Source organism: Inquilinus limosus MP06 (assembly GCF_000767795.1).
Lineage (GTDB): Bacteria > Pseudomonadota > Alphaproteobacteria > DSM-16000 > Inquilinaceae > Inquilinus > Inquilinus limosus_E.
On the sequence record NZ_JANX01001174.1, the window covers coordinates 1 to 338 of the forward strand.

At 70.1% G+C, this 338-nt stretch carries 1 protein-coding gene; it reads left to right on the forward strand.

Going from position 1 to position 338, the window contains the following annotated elements; all coding sequences use genetic code 11:
- On the forward strand, positions 1 to 308 hold a 308-nt coding region (locus tag P409_RS35840; protein WP_034850032.1), incomplete at its 5' end, for a lytic transglycosylase domain-containing protein.
- Between the last annotated feature and the right edge of the window lie 30 nt (positions 309 to 338).

Consider the following 338-nt stretch of genomic DNA (forward strand, 5'->3'; position numbering starts at 1 on the left):
AGCAGGCGGTGAACGCATCGAACGGCAATGGCAGCGAGGATGTCTGCATGATGCAGATCAACTCGGTGCACTATCCGCGGCTGGCGGCGCTCGGCGTCACCCGGGAGGAGCTGCTGGCCGACCGCTGCGTCTGCCTGCTGGTCGGCGGCGAGATCCTGCGCGAGATGCGCGCCGCCACCGGCGGGCGCGACATCTGGTCGGCAGTCGCCGCGTACAATGCCGGGCCGGAGAACCTGGACGCCGGCCGGCCTTACGCCGACCAAGTGCGGCGGGTCTATGAGGCGATCCACATCATCCAGGGCCAGTGACCTGGCTTGGCGGCTCGGCCGGAGCCGCCC